The organism is Streptomyces rubrogriseus, assembly GCF_027947575.1.
Lineage (GTDB): Bacteria > Actinomycetota > Actinomycetes > Streptomycetales > Streptomycetaceae > Streptomyces > Streptomyces rubrogriseus.
Genome location: NZ_CP116256.1, coordinates 5,422,650 through 5,443,235, shown reverse-complemented (window position 1 = coordinate 5,443,235; position 20,586 = coordinate 5,422,650). Strand labels below are relative to the sequence as shown.

Annotated in this window: 18 protein-coding genes; 6 read left to right on the top strand and 12 right to left on the bottom strand. The window is 72.3% G+C overall.

The window, feature by feature from the left end:
* Genes pcaDC through Sru02f_RS24900 form a run of 7 tightly spaced genes read right to left on the bottom strand, consistent with a single transcriptional unit; the run spans position 1 to position 6,525 of the window.
* Positions 1-1,119 (bottom strand): bifunctional 3-oxoadipate enol-lactonase/4-carboxymuconolactone decarboxylase PcaDC, encoded by a 1,119-nt coding sequence (gene pcaDC, locus Sru02f_RS24930; protein ID WP_164272426.1) that lies wholly within the window; start codon positions 1,117-1,119, stop codon positions 1-3.
* A 5-nt stretch (positions 1,120-1,124) separates the two neighbouring features.
* Complete coding sequence (gene pcaB, locus Sru02f_RS24925; RefSeq protein ID WP_109028651.1) at positions 1,125-2,489, bottom strand: 3-carboxy-cis,cis-muconate cycloisomerase; 1,365 nt, start codon at positions 2,487-2,489, stop codon at positions 1,125-1,127.
* Positions 2,486-3,091, bottom strand: a complete 606-nt coding sequence (pcaG, locus tag Sru02f_RS24920) for a protocatechuate 3,4-dioxygenase subunit alpha (RefSeq protein ID WP_109028652.1) — start codon at positions 3,089-3,091, stop codon at positions 2,486-2,488. Before pcaG ends, pcaB begins: the two co-directional genes overlap by 4 nt.
* Before the next feature lie 6 nt (positions 3,092-3,097).
* Positions 3,098-3,871, bottom strand: a complete 774-nt coding sequence (gene pcaH, locus Sru02f_RS24915) for a protocatechuate 3,4-dioxygenase subunit beta (RefSeq protein ID WP_109028653.1) — start codon at positions 3,869-3,871, stop codon at positions 3,098-3,100.
* Positions 3,872-3,890: 19 nt separating this feature from the next.
* Entirely contained in the window at positions 3,891-5,093 is a 1,203-nt protein-coding gene (locus Sru02f_RS24910; RefSeq protein ID WP_109028654.1) for a thiolase family protein, read from the bottom strand.
* Positions 5,090-5,743 (bottom strand): CoA transferase subunit B, encoded by a 654-nt coding sequence (locus Sru02f_RS24905; protein WP_109028655.1) that lies wholly within the window; start codon positions 5,741-5,743, stop codon positions 5,090-5,092. Before Sru02f_RS24905 ends, Sru02f_RS24910 begins: the two co-directional genes overlap by 4 nt.
* Positions 5,743-6,525 (bottom strand): CoA transferase subunit A, encoded by a 783-nt coding sequence (locus tag Sru02f_RS24900; protein ID WP_109028656.1) that lies wholly within the window; start codon positions 6,523-6,525, stop codon positions 5,743-5,745. The genes Sru02f_RS24905 and Sru02f_RS24900 overlap by 1 nt, the downstream gene beginning before the upstream one ends.
* A 207-nt stretch (positions 6,526-6,732) precedes the next feature.
* On the opposite strand from Sru02f_RS24900, the gene Sru02f_RS24895 reads away from it, so the two are divergent.
* Positions 6,733-7,197 (top strand): MarR family winged helix-turn-helix transcriptional regulator, encoded by a 465-nt coding sequence (locus Sru02f_RS24895; RefSeq protein ID WP_109028657.1) that lies wholly within the window; start codon positions 6,733-6,735, stop codon positions 7,195-7,197.
* Between the two features lie 15 nt (positions 7,198-7,212).
* On the opposite strand, the gene Sru02f_RS24890 is transcribed toward Sru02f_RS24895, so the two are convergent.
* Positions 7,213-8,190, bottom strand: coding sequence for a DUF3048 domain-containing protein (locus tag Sru02f_RS24890; RefSeq protein ID WP_109028977.1), 978 nt, complete (start codon positions 8,188-8,190; stop codon positions 7,213-7,215).
* A gap of 210 nt (positions 8,191-8,400) precedes the next feature.
* Between Sru02f_RS24890 and Sru02f_RS24885 the strand changes: the two genes are divergently transcribed.
* A complete protein-coding gene (locus Sru02f_RS24885; RefSeq protein WP_109028658.1) occupies positions 8,401-9,591 on the top strand; it encodes a zinc-dependent alcohol dehydrogenase in 1,191 nt (396 codons plus the stop codon).
* A gap of 15 nt (positions 9,592-9,606) precedes the next feature.
* Here the strand turns inward: Sru02f_RS24885 and Sru02f_RS24880 are convergent, their stop codons facing one another.
* Complete coding sequence (locus tag Sru02f_RS24880) at positions 9,607-10,674, bottom strand: ATP-dependent DNA ligase (RefSeq protein WP_109028659.1); 1,068 nt, start codon at positions 10,672-10,674, stop codon at positions 9,607-9,609.
* Positions 10,675-10,748: 74 nt separating this feature from the next.
* Between Sru02f_RS24880 and ligD the strand changes: the two genes are divergently transcribed.
* Entirely contained in the window at positions 10,749-11,774 is a 1,026-nt protein-coding gene (gene ligD / locus Sru02f_RS24875) for a non-homologous end-joining DNA ligase (RefSeq protein ID WP_109028660.1), read from the top strand.
* Between the two features lie 16 nt (positions 11,775-11,790).
* On the opposite strand, the gene Sru02f_RS24870 is transcribed toward ligD, so the two are convergent.
* Together Sru02f_RS24870 and Sru02f_RS24865 are read right to left on the bottom strand one after the other, a co-directional pair.
* Positions 11,791-13,980 (bottom strand): OmpL47-type beta-barrel domain-containing protein, encoded by a 2,190-nt coding sequence (locus tag Sru02f_RS24870; protein WP_109028661.1) that lies wholly within the window; start codon positions 13,978-13,980, stop codon positions 11,791-11,793.
* A gap of 14 nt (positions 13,981-13,994) precedes the next feature.
* Positions 13,995-16,472, bottom strand: a complete 2,478-nt coding sequence (locus tag Sru02f_RS24865) for a ThuA domain-containing protein (protein ID WP_174854952.1) — start codon at positions 16,470-16,472, stop codon at positions 13,995-13,997.
* Positions 16,473-16,672: 200 nt separating this feature from the next.
* Between Sru02f_RS24865 and Sru02f_RS24860 the strand changes: the two genes are divergently transcribed.
* Positions 16,673-17,704 (top strand): multicopper oxidase domain-containing protein, encoded by a 1,032-nt coding sequence (locus Sru02f_RS24860; protein ID WP_109028663.1) that lies wholly within the window; start codon positions 16,673-16,675, stop codon positions 17,702-17,704.
* A 184-nt stretch (positions 17,705-17,888) separates the two neighbouring features.
* Positions 17,889-18,950: a LacI family DNA-binding transcriptional regulator gene (locus Sru02f_RS24855; RefSeq protein WP_109028664.1), complete on the top strand. Its 1,062-nt coding sequence runs from the start codon at positions 17,889-17,891 to the stop codon at positions 18,948-18,950.
* A 103-nt stretch (positions 18,951-19,053) separates the two neighbouring features.
* On the opposite strand, the gene Sru02f_RS24850 is transcribed toward Sru02f_RS24855, so the two are convergent.
* Positions 19,054-19,845, bottom strand: a complete 792-nt coding sequence (locus Sru02f_RS24850; protein ID WP_109028665.1) for a VOC family protein — start codon at positions 19,843-19,845, stop codon at positions 19,054-19,056.
* 192 nt (positions 19,846-20,037) lie between these two features.
* Between Sru02f_RS24850 and Sru02f_RS24845 the strand changes: the two genes are divergently transcribed.
* Entirely contained in the window at positions 20,038-20,283 is a 246-nt protein-coding gene (locus Sru02f_RS24845; RefSeq protein ID WP_011031128.1) for a WhiB family transcriptional regulator, read from the top strand.
* Positions 20,284-20,586: the final 303 nt, after the last annotated feature.

Here is a 20,586-nt window from a genome sequence, read left to right as displayed (position 1 = left end):
TCACTCCGCGGTGCCCTCCGCCTCCTCGGCCAGCACCCGCTGGGCCGTCGCGAACGCCGAGTTCGCGGCCGGGACACCGCAGTACACCGCGGTCTGGAGCAGTACCGCGCCGATCTCGTCCGGCGTCAGCCCGTTGCGGCGCGCCGCCCGCACATGCATGGCCAGCTCCTCGTAGTGGCCGTGCGCGACCAGCGCCGTCAGCGTGACCATGCTGCGCTCGCGGCGCGAGAGCGTCTCGTCGGTCCAGATCTCGCCCCACGCGTAGCGAGAGATGAAGTCCTGGAAACGGGCGGTGAAGGGCGACTGCCGCGCCTGCGCCCGGTCCACGTGCGCGTCGCCCAGCACCTCTCGCCGCACCGCCATGCCCCGCCGGGCCGTACCGTCGAAGTGCGCCCGCAGTGCCGTCAGCACCGCCTCGGGCCGCTCGGCCGGCGCCAGGTGCGAGGCACCCGGGATCTCGGTCAGTGTCGCGCCCGGCACCGCGTCGGCGATCTCCCGCAGGTGCGAGGGCGGCGTGGCCGGGTCCTCGCGCCCCGCGACCAGCAGGGTCGGCGCGGAGATCTCACCGATCCGTTCCCGCAGGTCGAAGGCGGCCAGCGCGTCGCAACAGGCCGCGTACGCACCGGGATCGGCCTCCCGGTGGTCCCGGACCAGCCGCGGCACGGTGAACCCCGGCGTGAACCACCGGGCGTCCGCGCTGTCCGCGAGCCGTGCCAGCCCCTCCGTGCGCACCTGCGTGGCCCGCTCCTCCCACGGCTTCGCGCCGTTGAAGTGCGCCGACGAGCAGACGACCGCCAGGGAGGACACGCGCTCCGGGTGGTGCACGGCCAGATGCAGGCCCACCGCGCCGCCCAGGGACACCCCGGCGTGGGCGAACCGCTCCACCCCGAGCGAGTCGGCGAGGGCCAGCACCAGATCGGCCAGGTCCCCGACGGTGGCGCCGGGCCCGATCAGGTCGGCCCGCGAACCTCCGTGCCCCGGCAGGTCCCAGCGGATCACCCGGTGCCGGACGGACAGTTCGGGCGCCACCGCGTCCCACAGCGCGTACGAGGTGCCCAGTGAGGGGCCGAGCAGCAGCGGGGGAGCGGAAGCGGGGCCTTCGGACAGGTGGTTGAGCATGGTCGTCAACGTCGCTCCAGAGCACGGTCGGTGAGGGTGGCGGCGGCGCCCGTGTAGCGAGCGGGGTCGGTCGGGCCGGCCAGATCGAGGTCCCGCAACTCCGGTACCCCGGCGAGGAGTTCGCCAAGATCGCGGTCCTCGGCGTAGGCGCGCGCCGCCAGTTCGGTGAGCAGTTCCCTGGCGCGGGCCCGCCCGAGCACCGGCGCCAGTTCGGCCGAGAGCCGCTCCGAGACGATCAGCCCGTGGGTGAGCCCGAGGTGCGCCCGCATCGCCTCCGGGCGCACCCGCAGCCCCTCGGCCAGCTCCGCGGCATCGCGGGCGGCGCCTCCGGTCAGCCGCAGCAGGTCCCGCAGCGGCTCCCACTCCGCGTGCCAGGCCCCGGCCGGCCGCTCGTCCTCGGCGGCCAGCGAGCCGTACAGCGTGGCCGCCAGCTGCGGTGCCCGCCGGGCGGCCGCCGCGATCAGCGTGGACCGCACCGGGTTGGCCTTGTGCGGCATCGCCGAGGAACCGCCCCCGCCGCCCTCGGCGACCTCGCCGATCTCGGTCCGGGACAGCGTCAGTACGTCCACGGCGATCTTCCCGAGCGCCCCGGCGGCGAAGGCGAGGGTCCCGGCCAGGTCGGCGATCGGAGTGCGCAGCGTGTGCCAGGGCAGTACGGGTGCCCGCAGCCCCAGTTCACGGGCGTAGGCGGCGGGCAGCGCGGTCGGGTCCGTCGCGCCGTACGCCTCGAAGGCGGCCAGGGTGCCCGCCGCGCCGCCGAGCTGGGCGGGCAGCGCGTCCCGCACCGCCGTGATCCGGTCCCGCGCGTCCAGCACCAGCGCGCGCCATCCGGCCGCCTTGAGCCCGAAGACGGTCGGCACGGCGTGCTGGGTCAGGGTCCGGCCCGGCATCGGCGTGTCCCGGTGCTCGGCGGCCAGCCGGGCCAGCGCCCGTTCCGTACGGGCGAGGTCGGGCAGCAGCAGGTCCAGGGTGCGGGCGGCGACCAGCATCGTCGCCGTGTCCAGGATGTCCTGGCTGGTCGCGCCCCGGTGCACGTACGGCCCGTACGGCTCGCCGACCGCCTTGGTCAGGTCGGCCACCAGGGGGATGACCGGGTTCCCGCCGCCCCGGGCGCGCTCGGCGAGCGAGCGCGCGTCGAAGGCGGCCGGGTCGGCGGCGGCCGCGTCCACCGCGTCCGCCGCCTCGGCCGGGGCGAGCCCCAGCGCGGTCTGGGCACGGGTCAGTGCCGCCTCCGCGTCGAGCAGGGCCCGCAGGTACGCGCGGTCACCGGTCGCCGAGGCGGCCGGCGAGCCCGTCCACCCGGGGGCGAGCAGGCCGGTGTCGGCGTCGGGTTCGCTCCCGGCGGGGTCGGGGACGGCAGGTGATGTCACTGGAACTCCAGGAAGACCGTTTCGCCCTCGCCCTGAAGGCGGATGTCGAAACGGTACGTCCCGTGGCCCTCGTCCCCGGCGACCAGCGTGTCGCGGCGCTCGGCCGGCACCCGGGCCAGCAGCGGGTCGGCCGCGAGCACCGCCTCGTCGCCCGGCAGGTAGATCCGGGTGAACAGGTGCACCAGCAGCCCGCGCGCGAACACGCACACGCTGACGTACGGCGCACTCCGCCCCCGCGCGCCCGGCCGCAGCGTCCGCGCGTACCAGTGGCCGTTCGCGTCGGTCTGGATGCGTCCGAAGCCGGTGAACTCCACGCCGTTGCGGCCCAGGAAGCCGCCGGAGGCGGGATCGCGCCGCATCGACCCGTCGGCGGTGGGGACATCGCCCTGGGTGTCCGGGCCCCACAGCTCCAGGAGGGCGTCGGGCAGCGGGTTGCCCTCGCCGTCGTACACGTACCCGTGCACGGTGACCGTGTCGGGGTGCCCGGCGGGTGCGATGTCCTCGCCGCCGCGGAAGGGCAGGGCGTACCCGTAGAACGGGCCGACCGTGTGCGACGGGGTGGGCAGCACCTGCTCGGGGCTGCCGGTGTCGATCTTCGTCATGGCGGGTCAGCGTCCTTCTTCGATCCAGGTGGCGTTCGGGCCGTCGAGCACGATGTCCCAGTGGTAGCCGAGCGAGAACTCCGGCACGGACAGGCTGTGGTCGTAGGTCGCGATCAGCCGCTGCCGCGCGGCGTCGTCCGTCACCGACTGCAGGATCGGGTCGTACGGGAACAGCGGGTCGTTCGGGAAGTACATCTGCGTGACCAGGCGCTGGGTGAACGCCGAGCCGAACACGGAGAAGTGGATGTGCGCGGGGCGCCAGGCGTTGACGTGGTTGCGCCACGGGTAGGGGCCGGGCTGCACGGTGGTGAAGCGGTAGCAGCCGTCGTCGTCGGAGAGGGTGCGGCCCACGCCGGTGAAGTTCGGGTCGAGCGGCGCGTCGTGCTGCTCGCGCTGGTGCGCGTACCGTCCGGCCGAGTTGGCCTGCCAGATCTCCACGAGCTGCCCGCGGACCGGCTTCCCGGCGCGGTCCAGGAGACGGCCCGAGACGGTGATGCGCTCGCCGATCGGCTCACCGGTGTGCTGCCGGGTCAGGTCGTTGTCGACGTCGGTGATGTCCCGCTCCCCGAAGGCGGGCGAGGCCAGCTCCACCAGCTCCGGGTCCTTGGTGACGTCGATGGCGATCGGCGGCTGCTTCGGGTGGCGCAGCACCGAGGAGCGGTACGGGGCGTAGTCGCGGCGCGGGTGGTGCTCGACGGGCGCGCCGTCGGCGACCCGCTTCTCGTAGGCGGCGTGCTCGGCCGCGATCTCCGCGTCGATGTCGTGCTGGGTGAGAGTCATGGGGGAGTCCCTGGGGTGACTAGCGGTCGAGGACCAGGGCGAGGCCCTGGCCGACGCCGATGCAGAGGGTGGCGATGCCGGTGCCGCTCCCCTTGCGGGCGAGCTGGTGGGCGACGGTGCCGGCGAGGCGGGCGCCGGAGGCGCCGAGCGGGTGGCCGAGGGCGATGGCGCCGCCCTGCGGGTTGAGGACCGCGGGGTCGAACTCGGGCCACTCGGCGACACAGCCCAGCACCTGGGCGGCGAAGGCCTCGTTGAGTTCGAGCACGTCCAGGTCGGCGAAGCTCCGGCCGGCCCTGGCCAGCGCGCGGTTCACGGCCTCGACGGGGGCGAGGCCGAAGTACTGCGGGTCGGTCGCCGAGACGCCGGTCGCCGAGACACGGGCCAGAGGCTCTCGCCCGGTGGCCCGCAGGCCCTCCTCGTCGACCAGGAGCAGCGCGGCGGCACCGTCGTTGAGCGGCGAGGCGTTCCCGGCGGTCACCGTCCCGTCGGTCTGCCGGAAGGACGGCCCGAGCTTCGCCATCGCCTCCGGCGAGGCGTCCGGGCGTACGCACTCGTCGGCGGCGAAGTCCACCGGGTCGCCCTTGCGGCGCGGCACCGGGACGGGCGCCAGCTCGGCGTCGAACAGGCCGTCGGCCTGGGCACGGGCGGCCTTGTGGTGGGAGCCGAGGGCGTACTCGTCCTGCTGCTCGCGGGTGATCCCGTGCTTGTCGGCGATCAGCTCCGCCGACTCGCCGAGCGGGATCGTCCACTGCGGGTCCATCGCCGGGTTGACCATGCGCCAGCCCAGGGTGGTCGAGTACATCTCGGTGTGCCCGGCGGGGAAGGGCCGGTCCGACTTGGGCAGCACGTACGGCGCCCGGGTCATCGACTCCACGCCGCCCGCGAGCGCGACCGAGGCGTCGCCGACCGCGATGGCACGGGCGGCCTGGATCACCGCTTCGAGGCCGGAGGCGCACAGCCGGTTCACCGTGACGCCGGGGACGGTGGTGGGCAGTCCGGCCAGCAGGGCGGCCATGCGGGCGACGTTGCGGTTCTCCTCACCGGCACCGTTGGCGTTGCCGAAGTACACGTCGTCGATCCGGGACGGGTCCAGGCCGGGCGTACGGCCGAGGAGTTCACGGATCGCGTGCGCGGCCAGGTCGTCCGGGCGCACGCCCGACAGGCCTCCGTTGTACTTGCCGAACGGGGTGCGCACCGCGTCGACGATGTAGACGTCCTTCACTTCATCCCCTCCGCGCTCTTCGCGACGACGAGCTTGGCATCGGTCCTGGCGACGACCTCGTCGACGTCCACGCCCGGCGCGGTCCCCACCAGGACCAGGCCGTCGTCGGTGACGTCGAGGACGCCGAGGTCGGTGATGACGCGGTTGACGCACGCCTTGCCGGTGAGCGGCAGGGCGCACTCCTCGAGGATCTTGGGGGAGCCGTCCTTGGCGGTGTGAGTCATGACCACGATGACGGTGCGGGCGCCGTGGACGAGGTCCATCGCGCCGCCGATCCCGGTGATCATCTTGCCCGGGATCGCCCAGTTCGCGAGGTCGCCGGAGGCGGAGACCTGCATCGCGCCGAGCACCGCCACGTCGATGTGCCCGCCCCGGATCATGCCGAAGGACAGGGCCGAGTCGAAGAAGGCGGCGCCCGGCCGTACCGTGACCGTCTCCTTGCCCGCGTTGATCAGGTCGGGGTCCACCTCGGCCTCGGTGGGGTACCGGCCGGTGCCCAGGATGCCGTTCTCCGACTCCAGGGTGACCTCGACGCCCTCGGGGAGGTAGTTCGGGATCAGGGTGGGCAGGCCGATGCCGAGGTTGACGTACTGGCCGTCCGCCAGCTCCAGCGCGGCCCGCGCGGCCATCTGTTCACGCGTCCAGGGCATCAGGAAGTCACCGTCCCTCGTGCCGGAGGCGCGGAAATCGTACGCCGCTCTATCTTCTTGTCGGTGGCCTGCTCCGGGGTGAGCGCCACCACCCGCTGGACGAAGATCCCCGGCAGGTGCACCGCGTCCGGGTCGATCGCGCCGGGCTCGACCAGCTCCTCCACCTCGGCGATCGTCACCCGGCCGGCCATCGCGGCCAGCGGGTTGAAGTTCCGGGAGGACTTGGCGAAGACCAGGTTGCCGTGCCGGTCGCCCTTGGCCGCGCGGACCAGCGCGAAGTCCGTGCGGATCCCGCGCTCCAGCACGTACTCCGTCCCGTCGAACTCGCGGACCTCCTTCGGCGGCGAGGCCAGCGCGACCCCGCCCGACCCGTCGTACCGCCACGGCAGCCCGCCGTCGGCGACCTGGGTGCCGACCCCGGCGGGCGTGTAGAAGGCGGGGATGCCCGCGCCACCGGCCCGCAGCCGCTCGGCCAGGGTGCCCTGGGGGATCATCTCCACCTCCAGTTCCCCGCCGAGGTACTGGCGCGCGAACTCCTTGTTCGCGCCGATGTAGGACCCGGTCACCCGGGCGATGCGCCCGGCGGCCAGCAGGACGGCCAGCCCGGACTCCATCGCCCCGCAGTTGTTGGAGACCACCGACAGTCCGCCGGTCCCGCGCTCGTACAGCGCCTGGATCAGCACGTTCGGCACACCGCTCAGCCCGAAGCCGCCCACCGCGAGCGACGCGCCGTCGGCCACGTCGGCCACCGCCGCACCGGCCGTGGCCACCACCTTGTCCATCCGAGGAGCCCCATCTCTTCCGTGTGCCCCGGAAGCAGATAGTCAGGGCACTGAGTATTCCAGCGAGATTGCCCACACGCTGCCACCGGACGGGCGGGGCGTCAAGACCCGCAAAATGCGTGGTAGATCGTGTGAGGCGTTCCCGGATGCCGGTACGCGGTGCCATGTATCGTCAGTGCACCTACGAAAGTGACCACGGGAGTGCACATGGCAGCGGTCGATCTGGCCACCCACCCCGGCCACCTGGCCCGGCGGCTGCAGCAGGCGCACTACCTGCTGTGGAACACGATGGTCTCCGAGGAGACCACCTCGCCGCAGTACGCCGTCCTCAACGCCCTCGTCGCAGAGCCGGGGCTCGACCAGCGCACCGTGGGGGAGCGGGTGGGCCTGGACCGGTCCACCATCGCGGAGGTGGTCAGCCGGCTCGGCCGCCGCGGGCTGCTCGACAAGGTCCGCGACCCGCAGGACGGCCGCCGGTCCCTGCTCCGGCTCACCGACGAGGGGCTGCGCGTCCACCGCAGGCTGGGCGTGCGCATCGCCCGGATGAACCAGGTGTTCCTGGCCCCGCTCGCCGCCGACGAGCAGGCGGTGTTCATCGACCTGATCCGCCGGGTCGCGGACGCCGCGGAGGGGCTCCGCAACCCGGCCGAGCCGGCGGTGGCGCCGGGCTGACCGTGGGTTTCCCCGTCAGGAGTGCCAGGCGAAGACGACCCAGACCTGGCCCTCGGCGAAGTTCAGCGGCTTGCCGTCCTCGGTGGTGAAGGTCGTGCCGTCCGCGGCCGCCCCGCGCTTCCAGGTCGCGTCGTACGCCCGCCCGTCGCGCAGCACCTCCGCCTCGCCCGAGCCCACCGACTCGACGTAGGGCGAATTGCTGCCGCGGAAGTCGCGGAAGTCCGACTCGCGCACCGTCACGTGCTGCACGACGACGGTGGCCGGTGCCAGCCGCCCGCCGTCGGCCGTGCGGGCCGGGCTGCCGTCCATGGAGACCAGCCACCGGTCCCGGCTGTCGGACCAGGTGAAGGCGAAGCTCGCCGAGGGGTAGCGCACCGTGTGCGAGGACTCCGCCCGGCCGCCCGCGGGAGCCTTGCCGTAGGTGAACCCGGTGGTGAGGGCCGTGGCCCCCGACGGCTTCCCCAGCAGTTCGTCCGGTCGCAGGTAGAGGTTGTGCGGGGCCTGCCGGTCCCCGGCGCGGACGTAGGCGTCGGAATCCTCGCTCGCCGGCTCCGCGCGCAGCGGCGCCTTGTCGATGATCGGCAGCAGTTTGCTCTGCGCCCCGGAGAACGCCAGCACCGGCCGGTCGAACTGGCCGAGCAGCTCCAGGTCGGACTCGCGGGCGCTGCGCACCGGCCCCACCGACTCGGGCAGCTCGGTGGCGTAGATCGCCATCAGCCGGCTCAGTCCCGCCTCCACGGGCTCGGCGTAGACGACGTCCGCGTCCTCCAGGCCCGTCTGCGGGCGGGCCCCGCGCACGTTGTCCACCTTCACGGCGAGCACCGGTCCGGAAGCGGGGGCGGCGCTGTGCGACCGCTCCGGTCGCGGCGCGTGCGACGCCCGTCCGTCCTCCTTCGCGCCGGGCCCCGCCGTGCAGCCCGCCGCGCCCAGCGAGACCGCCACCGCCGCCGTCAGCAGTGCGGCGCACCGCCCCCTGCGCGTTCCTCTTCGCATTCCGGCCATCCGTCCACCCATCCTGTGTCATCGATTGTGCGCTTCTTGAAGGATTTAGTGCCATACCTGAATGAATCCGATACGGCGCACGGAACGGGGCAGATAATCCGCTGTTCGGCCGAAAAGACCGCCGGGTTCGGCGACGGGAGCCCCGGGGTACCCGGCGGGCACGCAGAACCGACGCGCACGGCGACGGAGGGAGCGCGGGCGATGAAGGCAGTGACGTGGCAGGGCAAGCGGGACGTGCGGGTGGAGGAGGTGCCCGACCCGAAGATCCAGGAGCCGACGGACGCCGTCATCCGCGTCACGTCCTCCGGGCTGTGCGGCTCCGACCTGCACCTGTACGAAGTGCTCACGCCGTTCATGACACCGGGCGACATCCTCGGCCACGAGCCGATGGGCATCGTCGAGGAGGTCGGTCCGGAGGTGACCAACCTGAAGCCCGGCGACCGGGTGGTGGTGCCGTTCCAGATCGCGTGCGGCCACTGCTACATGTGCGACACCGGGCTGCCGACCCAGTGCGAGACCACCCAGGTCACCGGCGAGGGCATGGGCGCCCCGCTGTTCGGCTACACCCGTCTGTACGGCGCGATCCCCGGTGGTCAGGCCGAGTACCTGCGCGTGCCGCAAGCCCAGTTCGGCCCGATCAAGGTGCCCGAGGGCCCGGCCGACGACCGCTTCGTCTACCTCTCCGACGTGCTGCCCACCGCCTGGCAGGCGGTCGAGTACGCCGCCGTCCCGCAGGGCGGCAGCCTCGCCGTACTGGGCCTCGGCCCGATCGGCGACATGGCGTGCCGGATCGCCCGCCTCAAGGGGGTCGACAAGGTGTTCGGCGTGGACCTCGTGCCGGAGCGGCTGGAGCGGGCCCGAGAACGGGGCGTGGAGACCTTCGACCTGCGGTCCTTCGACAACGAGAAGGAACTCGTCTCGGCGATCCAGGACCGGACGGGCGGTCGCGGCCCCGACGCCGTGATCGACGCGGTCGGCACCGAGGCGCACGGCGGCGCCGTGGCCAAGCTGGTGCAGCAGGCCGCCGCGGTGATGCCCCGGGCGATCGGCGGGCCGCTGGCGGAGCGGTTCAGCATCGACCGGCTCGCCGCCCTCTACACCGCGATCGACCTGGTGCGCCGCGGCGGCACCATCTCGCTGTCCGGCGTGTACGGCGGCATGGCCGACCCCATGCCGATGCTCACCATGTTCGACAAGCAGATCCAGCTGCGCATGGGCCAGGCCAACGTACGTCGCTGGAGCGACGAGATCGTCCCGTACCTGACCGACGACGACCCGCTCGGCGTCGACGGCTTCGCCACCCACCGGGTGCCGCTGGCGGACGCGCCGCACGCGTACGAGATGTTCCAGAAGAAGCGGGACGGCGCGGTCAAGATCCTGATGCAGCCGTAGGGTCCACCGCGTGCGTCAGGGCCCGCCGAGGATCTCCGCCAGGTCGTAGCGGACCGGCTCCTCCAGCTGCGCGTAGGTGCAGCTCTCGGGGGTCCGGTCCGGGCGCCAGCGGCGGAAGCGGGCCGTGTGCCGAAAGCGCGCCCCGTTCTCCATGTGGTCGTACGCCACCTCGACGACCCGCTCGGGACGCAGCGGCACCCAGGACAGGTCCTTCTTGCCCGACCAGCGGCTCGGCGCGCCGGGCAGCCGCGCCGACTCGTGCGCCGCCTCCTCGGCCCAGGCGGCCCACGGATGCCCCCGGGCGTCGTCCATGCGCAGCGGCTCCAGCTCCTCCACCAGCTCGGCCCGGCGCTTCATCGTGAAGGCGGCGCACACCCCCACGTGCTGGAGGGTCCCCCGGTCGTCGTACAGCCCCAGCAGCAGCGAGCCGACCACGGGCCCGCTCTTGTGGAAGCGGTACCCGGCGACGACCACGTCCGCCGTCCGCTCGTGCTTGATCTTGTACATGGCCCGCTCGTCCTGCCGGTAGCGCAGATCGAGCGGCTTGGCGACGACGCCGTCGAGCCCCGCCCCCTCGTACTGCTCGAACCACCGCCGGGCCACCTCGATGTCGTCCGTCGCCGGCGCCACGTGCACCGGCGGCGTCACTCCGCCCAGCGCCCGCACCAGCAGCGCCCGCCGGTCGGCCAGCCCCACGTCGAGCAGGGACGCGTCGTCCAGCGCCAGCAGGTCGAAGACGACCAGCGAGGCAGGGGTGCGCTCCGCGAGCGTCCGCACCCGGGAGTCGGCCGGATGGATCCGCTCGGTGAGCGCGTCGAAGTCCAGGTGCCCGTCCCGCGCGATGACGATCTCCCCGTCCACCACGCACCGCTCGGGCAGCCGCTCCCGCACCGCCGCCACCAGCTCCGGGAAATACCTGGTCAGCGGCTTGCCCGTCCGGCTCCCCAGCTCCACCTCGTCCCCGTCGCGGTACACGACCGCCCGGAACCCGTCCCACTTCGCCTCGTAGTGCATCCCCGGCGGGATCTTCGCCACGGACTTGGCGAGCATCGGCTTCACGGGCGGCATGACGGGCAGGTCCATGCTCCGATTCTGTACGCCCTCGCCCCGGGACGCCTGATATGCGAAGCCCCCGTGCTGCGCCTACCGTGGCTCGCATGGCGGAAGCGGTGGAGCTGGAGGCGGGCGGGCGGAGTGTGCGGCTGTCCAGCCCGGGGAAGGTGTTCTTCCCGGAGTGCGGGTACACCAAGCTGGACGTGGCCCGGTACTACCAGGCCGTCGCCCCCGGCGTCCTGCGTGCGCTGCGCGACCGGCCCACCACCCTGCAGCGGTACCCGGACGGCATCACCGGCGAGTGGTTCTACCAGAAGCGCGCGCCCAAGGGGATGCCCGACTGGATCCCGACCGCGCACATCACCTTCCCCAGCGGGCGCAGCGCCGACGAGATGTGCCCCACCGAGGAGGCGGCCGTGCTGTGGGCCGCCCAGTACGGCACCCTCACCTTCCACCCCTGGCCGGTGCGCCGCGACGACGTCGACCACCCCGACGAACTGCGCATCGACCTCGATCCGCAGCCCGGGACGGATTACGACGACGCCGCCCGCGCCGCCCACGAACTGCGCGCGGTGCTGGAGGAGTTCGGCGGGCTGCGTGGCTGGCCCAAGACGTCCGGCGGGCGCGGCATCCACGTCTTCGTGTCGATCGAGCCGCGCTGGACCTTCACCCAGGTGCGGCGCGCCGCCATCGCCGTCGGCCGCGAGATGGAACGGCGGATGCCCGAGCGGGTCACCATCAAGTGGTGGAAGGAGGAGCGCGGCGAGCGCATCTTCATCGACTACAACCAGACCGCGCGCGACCGCACCATCGCCTCCGCCTACTCCGTGCGGCCCCGCCCCAAGGCGCCCGTCTCCGCCCCGCTGACCTGGGACGAGGTGGGCGTCGCGCACCCGCAGGACTTCGACATCACGACCATGCCCGCGCGCTTCGCCGAACTCGGCGACGTGCACGCGGGCATGGACGACACGAGGTACTCCCTCGACGCGCTGCTGGAGCTGGCGACGAAGGACGAGCACGACCACGGGCTCGGTGATCTGCCGTACCCACCCGAGTATCCGAAGATGCCGGGCGAGCCGAGCCGGGTCCAGCCCAGCCGGGCCAGGAAGAAGGCTCCCGGCCCGGACTGAGCCACGACGCGGACCCCTAGAGGTCCTTGATCCGGACGTCGCGGTACGAGACCACGTCCGAGGTGCTGTGCACCTGGAGTCCGATGTAGCCGGAGGCGAACCGCCGCCCGTCGGTGCCCGGGTCGTCCGAGCGCTCGGGGTAGAAGGTCTGGCCGCCGAAGTTGTCGAACTCGTTGATCAGCACGCCGTTGCGGTAGACCGAGTAGTGCTGGTCCACCACCCGGATCTCGTAGTCGTTCCAGGTGCCCTTCTCCGTCACGCCCGCGCCGGCCAGGCCGACCCGGTCGAAGCCGTAGAGGGAACCCGTCTTGTACATGTCGCCGGTCGGGCTGTCGAACACCTGCACCTCGTGCCCGTACTTGATGGCGACCCACTCCGGCCGGGACTCCTCCGGGTGGTCGTGCACCTGCGGGAAGCGCACGAAGACGCCGCCGTTGGTGTTCGCCGTACCCGCCGCGTCGTCCCGCCACTGGAGCTTCAGCGAGAAGTCGCCGTACTTGCGCTCGGGGAACCACAGCATGCCCATGCCGGGCGTGCCGGTGCTGGACGTGATCGACCCGTCCGGGTTCAGCCCGAACGAACCGCCGCCCACCTGCTCCCACTTGGCGAAGGAGTCCTGGGTGCCGTCGAGGATCGTGCGGTAGCCCTCGGTCTGGCCGGGCAGCCCGATCTTCGACTGCTTGGCGGCCTTGTTGATCGCCCGGTACTCCCGCTTGTCGACGACGCCCTCGTCCAGGAGGCCGTCCATGACCTCACGGACGTGCTTGAGGAACAGCGCCTGGGACGTCCACTCCTTCTCGTCCTCGATCATCTCGTTGATCCGGCACCGGTTGTTGGTCACCCGGTTCGGCACCCCCGAGTCGACCGTGCCGACGATCACCGTCTGGCGCTCGTCGTACTCCGGGCAGGGCGGCGGCGGCACCTGGCCCGCCACCACCGAGAAGCTCACGGTCAGCGGCTCGGAGGTGTTGCCCGCCTTGTCGCTGGCCCGGTACGCCACGGTGTGCCGGCCCACCCGGTCCACGACCACCGGGTCGGTGTACGCCAGGTAGGGCCCGGCGTCCAGCGAGTACTCCACACCGGCGACGCCGGAACCGCCCTCGTCCGCGGCGTTCACGGTCACCTTCGCGCTGCCGACGTAGGCGCCGTCGGAGTTCTTGGTGCCGTCCACGGTCGCGCCGGTCACCGGCGGGGTGGTGTCCTGCGGGGGAGCGGCGGCCACGGTGAAGGCGACGCTCTTCTCCGCGGCGACGTTGCCCGCCTTGTCGGTGGCCCGGTAGCGCACGGTGTGCTCGCCGACCTCGTGCACCATGACCGGCCCGGTGTACGCCGTCCAGGCGCCGTCGCCGACCGCGTACTCGATGGTGTTGACGCCGGAACCGGTGTCGGAGGCGGTGACGGTCACCGTCGCCATGTCGATGTAGGCACCGTCCGCGTTCTTCTCCCCGCTGACCGTCGCCGAGGTCTCCGGCGCGGTCGTGTCGTCGGTGTCCGGCGCGGCCACGGCGAACGTGACGCTCTTCTCCTCGGCGGCGTTGCCCGCCTTGTCGAACGCCCGGTAACGCACCACGTGTTCACCGACCTGGTCGACGACGACCGGCGTGGTGTACGGCTGCCAGGCGCCGTCGGCACCGATCGCGTACTCGATCCGCTCCACGCCCGAGCCGCCCTCGTCGGTGGCGGCGATGCTCACGGTCGCGGAACCGACGTACGCGCCGTCGGCGTTCTGCGTGCCGCCCACCTCGGCCGAGGTCGCGGGCGCCGTGGTGTCCTCGCCGCCGCCACCCTCGGTGACCACGAGCACGCCGGTCATCTGGCCGTGGCCCGGGATCGTGCAGTGGTACATGTACTTGCCGGGGGTGAGGGTGACCTCGGCGGTGTGCTTGCCGCCCTCCGCGTCGTTCGGGTTGGCCAGGATGTTCAGCTGCACGTCCTGGTTGTACGCGGGATCGCTGGTCATGAACGTCAGCGTGTGCGGCATGCCGGTGGTGTTGCCGGTGGCCTCACTGTTCTCGAAGACGATCGTGGCCGGACCGGCCACCGCCGTCTCGGGCGCCGACGTGTACTTGGTGATGTCGTCACCGGCCGTCCAGGTGAGCACCTGGTCGGCGGCGGCCGCGGCGGGTGCCTTCGCGGGCTGCCCGGAGGCGGACGTCGCCTGCAGTCCGAGCACCATCAGCAGGCCGGCCAGCAGCGCGGCCCACATTCTTCGTTGGCGTATCACTCGGTCCCCCTCGCCAGCTGGTTGGCGGCCGGCGTCGGGCCGCCGCCCTCGTAGGTGACCCGCCACAGGGCCGACTTGGAGTCCGAGGTGAAGAAGCCGCGGCCGTAGTCCAGGACGTACAGCGCGCCGTCCGGGCCGAACTTCCAGCCCATCAGGTTCTTGATGCCGTCGTTGCCGATCGGCACGATCTTCTTCAGGGACTCCGAGTGCACCGGCAGACCGCCGTCGCCCTGCGTCTTCGGGTCCATCAGCACCGCGTTGCGCGGCTGGTCGGCGTCGTAGAAGTCACCGACGAACCACTTGCCGTCCCAGTACGCGGGCCACTTGGTGTCACTGGTGCTGTCGGCGTCGTAGCGGTAGAGCGGGCCGTTCATCGCCGCCTGGCCGCCGCCCTTGAGCCAGGGCAGCCGGTAGGTGGCCTCGTCCTGCTCGTACGACGGGACGCCGTTCTCGTCGCGCGGGTAGTCGGGGCCGCCGCCCTGCGGCGAGTACCAGATGTTGTTGCCGGTCACCGGCGGCAGGTTGACCAGGCCGTCGTTGTTCGGCGACTCGTTCTTCGGGTGGTCGCAGTCGTACCAGCCCAGCGGCTTCGAGGGGTCCGGCAGGTTCCGGTCCCGGTACGGCTGCTTGTTGCCCATGCAGTACGGCCAGCCGCGGTTGCTCGCCTTGGTGATGGTGGCGAACGTGTCGTACTTGGCCGGACCCCACGTCGGCGACGGAGCACCGGCGTCCGGGCCGACCCAGCCCGCGTACAGGGTGTCGGTCTTCTTGTCGACGGAGATGCGCGCCGGGTTGCGCACACCCATCACGTAGATCTCGCCCCGCGTCTTGCCGCCGCCCTCGGCGGTCTCCTTGCCGGTGAAGAGGTTGCCCTCCGGGAGCGTGTACGTCCCGTCCGGCTCCGGGTGGATGCGCAGGATCTTGCCGTTGAGGTTGTTGGTGTTTCCGGCGGTGCGGCGCGCGTCGGCGAAGGACACGCCCTTGAAGTTGGGCTGCGGGTTGTTGCCGGAGTAACCGTCGCTGAAACCGCTGGAGTTGTTGTCACCGGTGGCGATGTACAGGTTCCCCTTGGAGTCCCAGGCCATCCCGCCGCCCGCGTGGCAGCAGCTGTGGATCTGCACCGGCCACTTGAGCAGCACCTTCTCGCTGCCCAGATCCAGCTTGTTGGTGGCCGGGTCGAGGGTGAAGCGGGAGACCCGCCGCTCGGCCATGTGCGTGTCCCGGTTGATCTGGGAGTGCGGGGTGTAGTGCAGGTACACCCACCCGTTCTCCTCGAACCTCGGGTCCAGCTCGATGCCGAGCAGGCCCTCCTCGACCTTGGTCAGCTCGTCGCCGCCGCCCTTGTTGCCGAAGACGGTCAGCGCGCCCGCGAGGGTGACCTTGTCGGTCTTCGGGTCCCAGACGTGGATCTCGCCCGTGCCCTTGCCGACGTTCGGGTCGTTCCAGTCGGTCACCACCGGCTGGGAGGAGTCCGCGCCGCCGCGGCCGATGTAGAAGACGCGGCCGTCGGGCGCGGTGACCAGGCCGTGCGGTTCGCCGATCTGGTCGTTCTGGCCGGGCTGGTTGGGGTCGGTGAGCCGCTCGGCCTTGTAGTTGGCGTTGATGGTCGCCTTGCAGTCGGCCTGCGACAGCCGGGTCGTCCACATCAGGGCGCCGCGCAGATGGGTGCGGAAGTCGGTCTCGTCGTACGACGACACCGTGCCGCCCATGCCGGTGTAGAACGACCGGCCGCCGTCGTAGTCCCGGCACCAGCTGACCGGATGGTCCGCCCCGTTGGCGCCCGTTCCGGGCGCGTACGTCGACTCGCGCACCCTGGCCACGGTGTGGACCTCACCGGACGGGTTCTTCTGCCAGTTCAGCCACTCGTCGGGGCGCTTCCACTCCAGCGGCAGGTCCTTGGTGGCCGGATGCCGCCGGTCACCGACCTCGACCGTGGCCCGCTGGACCTTGGCCGGACTGCCGGCGGCCGGACGGGCGCCGACCAGACCGGTGAACCAGTCCGAGTACGGCTCCGCGCGGGCCGTGTCGTGGACACCGACGAACCCGCCGCCGGCCTCCATGTACGCCTCCAGGCCAGCCTCCTGAGCGGGAGTCAGGACATCGCCGCCGCCGGTCAGGAACACGACCGCGTTGAAGCGGCCGAGCTTCTTCTCGTTGGTGAAGACGTTGGCGTTGTCCGTGGCCTCGACCGTGAACTGCTCCTTGGCAGGCCCGGAGAGACCGATCCGCTCGATGGCCGAGATGCCGGCGTTCACGACCGGGGACTCGTCCCCGGCCGCGGCGGAACCGTAGAAGATCAGCACCCGTACGTTGGCGCCGCCGGGCGGCGACTTGATCGACATCGTTGTCAGGGATGGGTCCGGCGCCGGACGTGCACTGGCGGCAGGGCCGGCCAGCAGTCCCGCGGCGACGAAGGCGGCGGTGGCGCACGCCGCCCACCCTTTTCTTCTCGCGCTCAACCCTCTTAAGGGCATGGGCACCTCCTCGGTCACGGCAGCAGCGCCAAGGAAGCTAGACCTCTTTGCGCGGTACGCCAATAGGTATGACCGCAATCGAACGAACTTTGTCCTGAGTGTGGATAAACGCGGCGGCAACCGGTACGGTCCCACAGGCTCATCACAGCCAATCAGGTCCTGGGTCTGCGCACATTCCGTATCGGCGTGGGGAGTTCGGCATGGACAGGCGAGGCTTCAACCGACGGGTACTGCTGGGCGGCGCGGCCGCCGCGACATCGTTGTCCATCGCTCCGGAGGTCGCGGGAGCCGCCCCCGCGGCCAAGGAGGTCACCGCGAGGACGGCACCGGCCGGGGGCGAGGTGAGACACCTCAGGATGTACGCCGAGAAGCTGGCGGACGGTCAGATGGGCTACGGCTTCGAGAAGGGCAAGGCGACCGTCCCCGGCCCGCTCATCGAACTCAACGAGGGCGACACGGTGCACATCGAGTTCACCAACACCATGGACGTGCGCGCCAGCCTGCACGTGCACGGCCTGGACTACGAGATCTCCAGCGACGGCACCGCGATGAACAAGAGCGACGTCGAGCCCGGCGGCACCCGCACCTACACCTGGCGCACCCACAAACCGGGCCGCCGCGACGACGGCACCTGGCGGCCGGGCAGTGCGGGCTACTGGCACTACCACGACCACGTCGTCGGCACCGAACACGGCACCGGAGGCATCCGCAACGGCCTGTACGGCCCGGTGATCGTGCGCCGCAAGGGGGACGTGCTGCCGGACGCCACGCACACGATCGTCTTCAACGACATGACCATCAACAACCGCAAGCCGCACACCGGCCCCGACTTCGAGGCCACCGTGGGCGACCGCGTGGAGATCGTCATGATCACGCACGGCGAGTACTACCACACCTTCCACATGCACGGTCACCGCTGGGCGGACAACCGCACCGGCATCCTCACCGGCCCCGACGACCCGTCCCGGGTCATCGACAACAAGATCACCGGCCCGGCGGACTCCTTCGGCTTCCAGATCGTCGCGGGGGAGGGAGTGGGCGCCGGGGCGTGGATGTACCACTGCCACGTGCAGAGCCACTCCGACATGGGGATGGTGGGGCTGTTCCTGGTGAAGAAGCCGGACGGCACGATCCCCGGTTACGAACCGCACGAGCACGGCGGGGCGACCGCGAAGAGCGGCGAGAGCGAGGCGCCGCCCGGCGAGGCGGCCGCGCACGAACACGAGCACTGAGCGGGCCGGCCGGCGCCGCCACCGGCGCCGCCGGTCAGCTGTCGTGGACCGTTCTTCTGTACATACGTCCATGCTGACGACCGCACCCGCCTGCGCACAAGAACGTTTTCGGTCCCCGGAGCGCCGCCTCCCGCGTCGCGGCCTGCCGCTATCCTGAGCCGCAGCCGCCGAGGAGGAGCCGCACGTGACCGAGACCGCGCCGCGCCCCACGCTCGAGGCCGTGGCCGAGCGCGCCGGGGTCTCGCGGGCCACCGTGTCCCGCGTGGTCAACGGTGCCCACGGGGTGCGGGACGCGCTGGCCGAGCGGGTGCGGCGCGCGGTGGAGGAACTCGGATACGTGCCCAACCACGCCGCCCGCTCCCTGGTGACCAGACGGCACCAGGCCGTCGCCGTCGTCGCCGCGGAACCGGAGACACGGGTCTTCGCCGACCCCTACTTCGCCCAGCAACTGCGCGGCATCAGCAAGGAACTGACGGCCCACGACAACCAGCTCGTGCTGCTGCTCACCGAGGGCCGCGAGGACCACGCCCGCGTCGGGCGCTACCTGGCCGGCGGGCACGTGGACGGCGCCCTCGTCTTCTCCCTGCACCTGCACGACCCGCTGCCCGGCCTGGTCCGCAGCGCCGGGGTGCCGACCGTCTTCGGCGGGCGCCCCGACTGGGACGACGGGCGGGGCGAGGTGGTCTACGTGGACAGCGACAACCGCGGCGGCGCCCGGTCGGCCGTCCAGCACCTGGCCGGGCTCGGCCGCACCCGCGTCGCGCACATCACCGGCCCGCTCGACCAGACCTCGGCCGCCGACCGGCTCGCGGGCTTCCGCGACGTCCGCCCCGGTGCCGACCCGGGGCTGGTCGCGCGGGGCGACTTCACCTCGGGCGGCGGGGAGCGGGCGATGCGGGAACTGCTCGACCGGTGCCCCGACCTGGACGCCGTGTTCGCGGCCAACGACCTCACCGCTGCGGGCGCGCTGCGGGTGCTGCGCGAACGCGGGCGGCGGGTGCCGGACGACGTGGCCGTGGTGGGCTTCGACGACATGCTGCCCGTCGCCGAACAGACCGACCCGCCGCTGACCACCGTCCGCCAGGACATCGAGGGCATGGGCCGGCTGATGGCCCGCCTGCTGCTGCGCGGCCTGGACCGCGGAACCGCCGCCGACGCCACCGACTCCGACGCCGCGCACCCAGCGACCGCCGCCCCGCCCGGCGTGGTCCTGCCGACGACCCTGGTCCACCGGTCCACGGCATGAGCCGGTCCCGCACCCCATGAGGCCGGACACCGGTCTCGCGCCGGACCCAGTGCGCCCGGGTGCCGGGCCCGACGTGACCGCGAGTGGCCGGACGCGCCGTACGCTACCCCTGGCGGGGTGCCGGCCTGAGTACCGCGAACCGGGCGCCGTACGGGTCGGCCAGGCGGGCGACGCGGCCGACGCCCTCGATGTCCGTCGCGGGCATCCGCACCGTGCCGCCCAGCTCCGTGGTCCGGGCGACCGCGGTGTCGGCGTCGTCCACCGCGAAGTACGGCAGCCATCCGGCGTCGGCGTCCGTGTCCACCGCATCCTCGGCGAGCGGGACGAGACCGCCGAACATGGCGTCCTCGCCCTCTCCGGCCGGGTTGACGCAGGTGTAGGAGCCGCCGGGGAAGGAGACGCCGGAGGTCTCCAGACCCAGCACCGCACGGTAGTACGCGGCGGCTGCCGCGATGTCCGCGGTGTGCAGCTCGACCCAGCACAGCGCGCCGGTCTCGCCGGCCACGTCCAGGCCGGCGCGCTGCCCCGGCTGCCAGATGCCGAACGGCACCCCGGCCCGGTCGGCGAGGATCGCCATGGTGCCCTGGTCCATGACGTCCATCGGCTGCACGAGGACACCGCCGTGCGCCTCCCCGGAGGCCCCGGCGGCGGCCCGGGCGTCCGGCGCCTGGAAGTACACGGTCCAGGACGGCGGGCCCTGTTCCTCGGTCGTGCCCATGCCGCCGGCCACGATCCGGCCGTCCAGCTCGAAGAAGCCGTATCCGCCGGCCTCCGGCCCCGCCGACCGGAACCGCCAGCCGAAGAGGCCGCCGTAGAAGGACGTGGCGCCGTCGAGGTCGGACGTGCCGACGTCGAGCCAGTTCGGAGCGCCGGTGACGAAACGGGTCGTGAGCATGGTTCGCCCTCCTCGCAAGGGTCCCGTTGCCTGCACTGACGAGTCTTCCACCGACCCCCGGTCACCGCTTCCGCGCGCCGCCGTGCGCCGCCGTGCGCGGCGGAGGACCATCTGATCTGCTGGGGGTGCCGGACGCGCGGCGTTGATGCCGCGTTGAGCGAACGTTTTTCGCGTCCCGGCAGGCTGCTGCGCATGCACACCGAGACGACAGCGGCGCCCGACCTCAGCTGGCAGGAGGAGGCGTTGTGCGCGCAGACCGGGGGCGACTTCTTCTTCCCCGAGCCCGGCAGCTCCGTACGGGACGCGAAGCGCATCTGCGCCCTGTGCCCGATCCGCTCGACCTGCCTGGAGTTCGCGCTGAGCAACGACGAGCGCTTCGGCGTCTGGGGCGGCCTGTCGGAGAAGGAACGGCTGGCGCTGCGGCGCACCATCCCCTGAGTGCGGCCCGGTAGCTCGCTGTACCGCACCCGTCGCGCCGGGCAGACCCCCGGCAGGTCCCGAACCGCCGCACAGCAGATCGGCGAACGCCACGGCGGACACGCCCCGGGGGCTCATGGCCGTCGCCGTCGCCGTCGCCGTCACCGGAGCGCTCGGCGAGCGCGAGGACTGGCCAAAGCCGTGACGGGAACTGCTGCGCGCCCTGCGCCGTCACCCGGTCCCCGGCGTCGGGGGGACTACGGCGCACGAGTGACGCCCGTCGGCGCGCGGGGCCGGGGAGGGCCCGGCCGGGGGTGGCCGGGC